This is a genomic window from Arthrobacter sp. GCM10027362, assembly GCF_042679445.1.
In the GTDB taxonomy this organism is placed as follows: domain Bacteria; phylum Actinomycetota; class Actinomycetes; order Actinomycetales; family Micrococcaceae; genus Crystallibacter.
This window is the reverse complement of the sequence record NZ_JBHTML010000377.1, coordinates 1-1,193: the sequence shown is the minus strand read 5'-3', so window position 1 is coordinate 1,193 and position 1,193 is coordinate 1. Positions and strand designations below refer to the sequence as shown.

Annotated in this window: 1 protein-coding gene and 1 pseudogene; one reads left to right on the top strand and one right to left on the bottom strand. The window is 72.8% G+C overall.

Annotation, left to right across the window (positions count from 1 at the left end):
* Positions 1–271 (top strand): annotated as a pseudogene (locus ACFQ36_RS22790) (MFS transporter); the annotation flags it as partial.
* Here the strand turns inward: ACFQ36_RS22790 and ACFQ36_RS22785 are convergent.
* The coding region (locus ACFQ36_RS22785) for a pyruvate kinase (protein WP_377017860.1) at positions 258–1,193 on the bottom strand (936 nt) is incomplete at its 5' end. The pseudogene ACFQ36_RS22790 and the gene ACFQ36_RS22785 sit on opposite strands and share 14 nt — an antisense overlap.

The window sequence follows — 1,193 nt, the reverse complement described above, 5'->3', positions numbered from 1 at the left end:
GGTGGCGGGCGCGGTGCTCTGGGGAGCGGGGGCGGCGCTGGGCTTCCCGCTGGGCATGTCCGCGGCGGCGGAGGACCCGGCCCGGGCGGCCGGACGCGTCTCCGTGGTCTCCACGCTGGGCTATGTCGCGTTCCTGGCCGGCCCGCCGTTCCTGGGCTTTTTGGGCCAGCAGGTGGGGGTGCGCAACGCGTTGCTGGCGGTGGCGGTGCTGATCGCCGCCTCCATACTGGCCGCGCCGGCGGCCCGCGAACGGCGGCTCAGGCGCGGGTGAGCGGACCGGGCGGGGCGGAATCGCGCAGGTCCCAGGAGCGCAGCCGCCGCAGCAGGCTCCGTTTCTTCTGCATGTGGTCCTGCATCCGCGCCAGGATATCCGCGAGCATGGTGATGGCCTCGCGGATATAGGGCCCCTTGTTGAGCATCACGCATTCGGCGCGCTCGGCCATCGCGGCGTCGGTGACTTCGGCGCGCGAGGGCAGCCCGGTGCGGGCCAGCGTGTCCAGCACCTGGGTGGCCCAGATGACCGGCACGTGCCCGGCCTCGCACAGCCACAGGATCTCCTCCTGGACCTCGGCAAGCCGCTCGAAGCCCGCCTCCACCGCCAGGTCGCCGCGGGCGATCATCACCCCGATGTTCTCCCAGCGCATGGCCTCGAGCAGGATCTGCGGCAGGGCCTCGAACGCGGGCACGGTTTCGATCTTCAGCACGATGCCCAGCCGGTGCTGCCGGTCCGCGAGCCGGGAGACCAGATCCCTGACGTCGGCAGGGCTGCGGATGAAGGACAGGCCCACGATGTCGGCGTGGTCCTTGATGAATTCCAGGTCACGGACGTCCTCCTCCGTCAGGGCCGGGATCGAGAGCACGGTGTCCGGGACGTTGATGCCCTTCTGCGCCCGGAGCTTGGTTCCCGCCGCGGCGGCGCTGCGGACCAGCACCTCGATTTCGTCCGGCGACACGGCGGTGGCGACCCCGCCGATCTTGCCGTCGTCCAGCAGCACCCGCTCGCCGGGACGGACATCGGTGAAGACCGCCGGCAGCGAGCAGCCGATGCGCTGGACGGTCCCCGGGGAGGGCACCGCCGGTGCCATGTCCCGGGCGAGGATGATCGTGTCGCCGGGGCGCACCACCAGGGCCTGTTCGACGGCCGGCAGCCCGCCCACCCGGACGGTGTCCGCCGGACGCGGCGCCGCGGCGCC